Source organism: Amycolatopsis sp. NPDC059021 (assembly GCF_042739895.1).
Classification (GTDB): Bacteria; Actinomycetota; Actinomycetes; order Mycobacteriales; family Pseudonocardiaceae; genus Amycolatopsis.
Genome location: NZ_JBHYIQ010000085.1, coordinates 38,482 through 44,882 on the forward strand (window position 1 = coordinate 38,482; position 6,401 = coordinate 44,882).

Annotated in this window: 7 protein-coding genes; all 7 read left to right on the forward strand. The window is 71.4% G+C overall.

What is annotated here, in order from left to right:
• The first annotated feature begins 248 nt into the window (after positions 1–248).
• The 7 genes from ACFWX1_RS36060 to ACFWX1_RS36090 are packed head-to-tail and all read left to right on the forward strand — an operon-like array spanning position 249 to position 6,354.
• Entirely contained in the window at positions 249–1,367 is a 1,119-nt protein-coding gene (locus ACFWX1_RS36060) for a TIGR03364 family FAD-dependent oxidoreductase (protein WP_378394279.1), read from the forward strand.
• Positions 1,364–2,038: a phosphonatase-like hydrolase gene (locus ACFWX1_RS36065; RefSeq protein WP_378394280.1), complete on the forward strand. Its 675-nt coding sequence runs from the start codon at positions 1,364–1,366 to the stop codon at positions 2,036–2,038. The genes ACFWX1_RS36060 and ACFWX1_RS36065 overlap by 4 nt, the downstream gene beginning before the upstream one ends.
• Before the next feature lie 14 nt (positions 2,039–2,052).
• Positions 2,053–3,084 (forward strand): 2-aminoethylphosphonate ABC transporter substrate-binding protein, encoded by a 1,032-nt coding sequence (locus tag ACFWX1_RS36070; protein ID WP_378394282.1) that lies wholly within the window; start codon positions 2,053–2,055, stop codon positions 3,082–3,084.
• Entirely contained in the window at positions 3,081–4,160 is a 1,080-nt protein-coding gene (locus tag ACFWX1_RS36075) for an ABC transporter ATP-binding protein (RefSeq protein ID WP_378394283.1), read from the forward strand. Before ACFWX1_RS36070 ends, ACFWX1_RS36075 begins: the two co-directional genes overlap by 4 nt.
• Positions 4,157–5,014 carry a 2-aminoethylphosphonate ABC transporter permease subunit gene (locus ACFWX1_RS36080; RefSeq protein WP_378394284.1) on the forward strand — a complete coding sequence of 286 codons (858 nt, stop codon included), beginning with the start codon at positions 4,157–4,159 and terminating at the stop codon, positions 5,012–5,014. The genes ACFWX1_RS36075 and ACFWX1_RS36080 overlap by 4 nt, the downstream gene beginning before the upstream one ends.
• Positions 4,992–5,789: an ABC transporter permease gene (locus ACFWX1_RS36085; protein ID WP_378394285.1), complete on the forward strand. Its 798-nt coding sequence runs from the start codon at positions 4,992–4,994 to the stop codon at positions 5,787–5,789. The genes ACFWX1_RS36080 and ACFWX1_RS36085 overlap by 23 nt, the downstream gene beginning before the upstream one ends.
• Positions 5,790–5,829: 40 nt before the next feature.
• Positions 5,830–6,354: a hypothetical protein gene (locus ACFWX1_RS36090; RefSeq protein WP_378394286.1), complete on the forward strand. Its 525-nt coding sequence runs from the start codon at positions 5,830–5,832 to the stop codon at positions 6,352–6,354.
• Positions 6,355–6,401: the final 47 nt, after the last annotated feature.

The window sequence follows — 6,401 nt, forward strand, 5'->3', positions numbered from 1 at the left end:
ACCACCTACCCCCCCCCACAGCGCTCCCCCCCCACCTCAGCCGCTCGGGGGCGGGCGGGGGGGTGCTCCACCCCACGCGTGTGACCTCATTCCCCGGGCCAACCCGCCCCCCCCCGCGACATGAGGGCGATGGTGGCGGCAGAATATAACGGAACGGTAACTCATCTGGTCCAATATTCGGGGTCGCTTCACCCGGCGTTCGTCCGGTGGCCAGGCTCCGTTGGCGGCCGGCGGCGAGCGTAGGCGGCGTGCGAATCCTTGTTGTGGGCGGTGGCGTGCTCGGCACGATGCACGCCTGGCAGGCCGTCGAACGCGGTCATGAAGTGGTCCAGCTCGAACGCGAGCCCGAGGCGCGCGGCGCGTCCGTGCGGAACTTCGGGCTGGTCTGGGTCGGGGGCCGTGCCTCCGGGCCGGAGCTGGCGACGGCCCAGCGGGCCCGCGTGCTGTGGGAGCGGATCGGCGCGGAGGTGCCGGGGGTGGGTTTCCGTCCCAACGGTTCCCTCACCGTCGTCCGCACCGAGGCGGAACTCGCCGTGGCGCGGCAGGTGACGGCGAGCGCGGAGGCGGCCGATCGCGGGTTCAAGCTTCTCGACGCCGCCGAGACCCGCGAGCTGAATCCCGCGTTGCGCGGCGACTTCCTCGGTGCGTTGTGGTGCGATCGCGACGGCGCCGTCGAGCCCCGCGTCGCCCAGCCCGCGCTGCGGGCCGCGCTCGAAAAGACCGGCCGCTACACCTGGCTCCCGGGTCGCGAAGTCCGCGAACTGACCGGCAACGGCGTAGTCGACGACCGCGGCGAGCGGCACGTCGGGGACGTCGTCGTGTTCTGCACCGGCGCGTGGCTCGGCGGGCTCGTCCGCGAGCTGGCGGGCCCGGCGCCGGTGCGCCGCGTCCGGCTGCAGATGGCCCAGACCGAGCCGCTCGGCGAACCGCTCACCACGTCCGTCGCCGACGCCGACAGCTTCCGCTACTACCCGGCCTACCGTGGCGACGCCCTCGACGCGCTCAACTCCGGGCAGCCCCAGGGCGAGGTCGCCGCGCGCAACGCCATGCAGCTGCTGATGGTGCAGCGGCTCGACGGCTCGCTGACCATCGGCGACACCCACGAGTACGACGAGCCGTTCGGTTTCGACGTCGACGAGGACCCGTACGACCATCTCGCCGAGGTCGCCGCCGCGCTGCTCGGCCGTCCGCTGCCCCGGATCCGCCGTCGCTGGGCCGGGGTCTACGCGCAGGCCACCGATCCGGCGCGCATCGTGCACCGCGAGCGGGTCGCCGGCAACGCCGTGCTGGTCACCGGGCCCGGCGGCCGCGGCATGACCTGTTCACCCGCCATCGCCGAAGACACCGCAGAGGAGCTGGGACTGTGACCATCGAACTGGCCGTACTGGACATGGCCGGCACCACCGTCGCCGACGACGGGCTCGTCGTGCGGGCCTTCACCGCCGCCATCGCCGCTGCCGGAGTGTCCGAAGAGGACAGCCGGTACCCGGAAATGCTGAAGTACGTCATCGACACCATGGGCCAGTCGAAGATCACCGTCTTCCGCGCCATGCTCGGCGACGAGGCCAAGGCCGTCGCCGCCAACGAAGAGTTCCAGCGCGCGTACGAAAAACTCGTCGCCGGCGGCGAATGCGCGCCGATCCCGGGCGCCGAGGACGTCATCCGCGGTCTCCGGGAGAACGGCGTCAAGGTCGCCCTCACCACCGGGTTCGCCCCCGCCACGCAGAACGCCATCCTCGACGCGCTGGGCTGGCACGACGTCGCCGATCTCGTGCTCGCGCCCGGTGAAGGCGTGCGCGGACGGCCGTATCCCGACCTCGTGCTGACCGCGGCGCTGCGGCTGGAGATCGGTGACGTGCGGAACGTCGCCGTCGCCGGGGACACCCCGGTAGACGTCCAAACCGGACTCCGTGCCGGAGCGTCCATTGTGGCCGGTGTGCTCACCGGTTCCGGCAAGCGGGACGAGTTCGTCGCGGCCGGAGCCACCCATGTCCTCGATTCGATCCGTGAACTCCCCGAACTGCTGAACCCTGCCTGAGGAGCGAGCAAGACATGAAGACCACCAAGCGGCTGGTGACCGCCGCCCTCGCCGCGACGCTGCTGGCCGTGCTGACCGCGTGCGGGGGCACCGCGGGCGGCGCGAGCGGTGACAAGAGCGTCGTGGTGTACACAGTAGACGGACTGGAGGACTGGTACACCGCCCGGTTCGAGGAGTTCAAGGCCAAGACCGGCATCACCGTCCAGGCGGTGACCGCCGGTTCGGGCGAGGTGGCCTCCCGGGTCGAGAAGGAGAAGGCCAACACCCAGGCCGATCTCCTGGTGACGCTGCCGCCGTTCATCCAGCGCGCCGCCGCCCAGGGCCTGCTCGCACCGTCGAGCCCGCAGGGGGCCGACCAGGTGCCCGTCCCGCAGAAGGACCCGCAGGGCCGCTATTTCGCGATGATGAACAACTACCTGAGCTTCATCCACAACGCCCAGACCCCGGCGCCGAAGACCTGGGACGATCTCCTCGCGCCGTCGCTCAAGGGCAAGATCCAGTACTCCACGCCCGGCGAGGCGGGCGACGGCACCGCGGTTCTCCTGCAGCTCCAGCACGTCCTCGGCGAGCAGGGCGCGCTCGACTACCTCCACCGGCTGGAGGCCAGCAACGTCGGCCCTTCCTCGTCCACCGGCAAGCTCCAGCCGAAGGTCGCCAAGGGCGAGATCCTGGTCGCCAACGGGGATGTGCAGATGAACCTCGCCGAGATCGACAAGAGCGGTGGCTTCTCGGTGTTCTTCCCGGCCGACGCGCAGGGCAAACGCTCGACGTTCGCGCTGCCGTACTACGCCGGGCTCGTCACCAACGCGCCGCACGCCGACAACGCCAAGAAGCTGCTCGACTTCCTGTTCTCGCCGGAAGCCCAGGCGAAAGCAGCTGACGCGTACGGGATCCCGGCGCGCGCCGACGTGACCACGAGCGGCCCGAAGGCGGAGAAGGTCAAGGCCGCACTGTCCGGTGTGGACATCTGGCAGCCGGACTGGACCGCGGTGCTCGGCGGGCTCGACGCCTCCCTCGCCGCGTACAAGAAGGCCGTGGGCCGATGACCCCGGCGGTCGAGTTCCGCGGCGTCGAGGTCCACTTCGGACGGACGAGGGCACTGGCGCCGCTCGATCTCACGGTGGCGCGCGGCGAGACCCTGGCCATGCTCGGGCCGTCCGGATCGGGGAAGTCGACCGCGCTCAAGGCGCTGGCGGGGTTCGTCCGGCCGAGCGCGGGACGGGTCCTGCTCGACGGTGAGGACGTCACGGATCTCCCGCCGCACCGGCGGGGGCTCGGCGTCGTCGTGCAGAGTTACGCGCTGTTCCCGCACATGCGGGTCGCCGACAACGTCGCGTTCGGGCTCAAGGCGCGCCGGATGTCCAAAGCGGACGCCGCGCGCCGCGTCGGCGAAGTCCTGGAACTCGTCGGCATGGGGAAGTACGCGCGGCGTTATCCGAGGGAGCTTTCCGGCGGGCAGCAGCAGCGGGTGGCCCTCGCCAGGGCGCTGGCGATCCGCCCCCGCGTGCTGCTGCTCGACGAGCCACTGTCCGCTTTGGACGCCGCATTGCGCGAGGACATGGTCGCCGAACTGCTGCGGCTGCGGGCGGAACTGCCGGACACGACGCTGATCTACGTCACCCACGATCAGGGCGAGGCGCTGGCGCTGGCCGACCGGATCGCGGTCATGCGGGACTCGCGGCTGGTCGAACTCGGCCCCTGCGAGCAGCTCTATCGCTATCCCGCGACGGAGTTCACCGCGAGCTTCCTCGGCGCGTCCAACCTCATCCCGGTCGAGCTCATCCGCGCCGACGGCGATCGGCTGGTCACGGTTCGTCTCGGCGAACGCGAGATCGCCGCCGAGGCCACCGGCGTGATCGCCGACGGGCAGGCCGTCGCGCTCGGCGTACGGCCGCATCGCGTCGAGGTGCGGGACGCCGGCAGTCCGGACGCGCTCCCCGCGCTGGTGCGTGGTGTCCAGTGGCGGGGCAGCGGCTACCGGATCGACCTCGAACTGCGGCACGACGGCAGCGAGATCCGCGCCGAGGTGTCCGGTGTGGACGGACTGCCCGGTGTCGGGGAACCGGTCGGGGTGTCCATTCCGGACGGTTGTCCGCTCGTCGGGATCGGGGCGCAGAGGTGACCGGCATAGCACTCGAAGCCGCCAGGGGCCGGGTCCGCGAGCGGGGCAGGCCGGAGCGCGGCTGGCTGCCCTGGCTGCTGCCCCCGCTGGTCGTACTGCTCGGGTTCTTCGGATACCCGCTGGTGCTCGTCGCGGGGCAGTCCCTGACGGCGAAGTCCGGTGAGGTCGGCCTGTCGGTCTGGGCCGACGTTCTCGGCTCGGCCGAATTCCGCGACGCGCTCTGGCAGACCATCGCGCTCGCGCTCGGCGCGACCGCGGGGTGCGTGCTGCTCGGCACGTTCCTCGCGCTGGTGATCGCGTTCGTCCCGTTTCCCGGCGCGCGGACGTTGTCGCGACTGGTCGACACGGTGCTCGCGTTCCCGTCGTTCCTGATCGCGCTGGCGTTCACCTTCCTCTACGGCAGCGCGGGAATCCTTGGTGCAGGTGGGTTTCTGTACTCGCCGTGGGGTGTGCTGCTCGCGGAGATCACCTTCTACACGCCGTTCGTGATGCGCCCGGCACTGGCCGCGTTCGGCCAGGTTCCGGCCGCTCAGCTCGACGTCGCCGCGAGCCTCGGCGCGAAACCCGGCCGGGTGCTGTGGCGGGTGGTCCTGCCCGAGGCGCTGCCGTCGCTGGCCTCGGGTGCCTGCCTCACCATGCTGCTGGCGATGAACGAGTTCGGGATCGTGTTGTTCCTCGGCGCGAAGGACGTCGCCACGCTGCCGACGGTGATCTACGGCAAGGCGATCGTCACCTTCGACTTCCCCGCCGCGTGTGTCGTCGCGATGGTCAACGTCGCGCTTTCCCTTGCGCTGTACGGGGTTTACCGCTGGGCCGTGAAGGGGGGACGTCGTGCTGCTGTGGACGCGGCGTAGCAAGATCGTGCTGTGGGCGGTGTTCGGCGTGCTGTTCACCGCGGTCGTGCTGGCGCCGCTGGTGATGATCGTGCTCGCGTCGTTCGCCGGGCACTGGACCGGAGTGCTGCCGGGCGGCTTCACCGGGACGCACTTCGCGGACGCGCTGTCGGGGGAGACGTTCGCGAGCCTGTCGGTGAGCGTGCAGACCGGGGTCGTCGCCTCGGCCGCCGCGGTGCTGCTCGGCACGTGGGCCGCGCTCGCGGCGGAGAAGGCGCCGTCCCGCGTGCGGCGCGTCGTGGACACCGTGTTCCACCTGCCGATCGCGGTGCCCTCGGTGGTGCTCGGCCTGGCGCTGCTGGTCGCGTTCAGCCGCCCGCCGCTCGCGTTCAACGGGACGCGCTGGATCGTGCTGCTCGGGCACCTGATGATCCTGCTGCCGTTCGCCTACAGCACGGTCTCCGCCGCGATGGCCCGCGTCGATCCGCTGCTCGCGCAGGCCGCGGCGAGCCTCGGCGCGAGCCCTGCCCGGGTGCTGCTGCGGGTCCGGCTCCCGGTGCTGCTCCCGGCGATGTCGGCGTCGGCGAGCCTCGCGCTCGCGATGTCGATGGGGGAGCTGGGCGCGACGATGATGCTGTACCCGCCGGACTGGCGCACGCTGCCGGCGAGCATCTTCGCGCTCACCGACCGCGGGCAGGTTTTCCTCGCCTCGGCGAGCACCGTGCTGCTGCTCGCCGTGACGCTGGCGGGAGTGGTGCTGCTCGGCCTCGTCCGCGGCCGGGCGGCTCATCGCTGAACCCGTGCAACCTCCGCGGCGCCGGTTCCGTCTGGAAGGTATGCGGAACGCGGTGAGAGTCTTCGGGATCGGCGCGCTCCTGGTGACGCTGGCGGCGTGCCAGGAATACACGGACGGGAAGAGCACGACTCCGGTCAAGACGGACACCCTGGCTCCGTCGGTTTCGGTGCCGCCGCCGTCGACGTCGGCGACTCCGCCGGTGGCCCAGCCCGGGAACCCGCCTGGGAATCCGCCGGGGCAGAGCCGTCCGACCCAGGGCGTCCCGGCGGGCGACACGGCGTTGCCCGCGACGCAGGTCGACAGCAGCGGGATGGGCGACGGCTACGCGCGCCCCGTCGCGGCCGCGGACGGCGGGAAGACGTTGTACATCCAGGAGGAGCAGCGCGGCTGCGACCAGCTCGACGCCAGGGCCACCGAGCAGGACGACCGCCAGGTGGTCGTGCTGATCATGGTGATCCGCGCGGCCCGCAGCCAGGTCTGCCCGGACCACGTCAAGGAGATCACCCTCCCGGTCCCGCTCACCGCGCCGATCGGGGCCCGCAAGGTCGTCCTGCGCGCAGGGTGAAAGACGCTCTGAAGGCCACCTTGAGGGAACTCAAGTCCCTCAAGGTC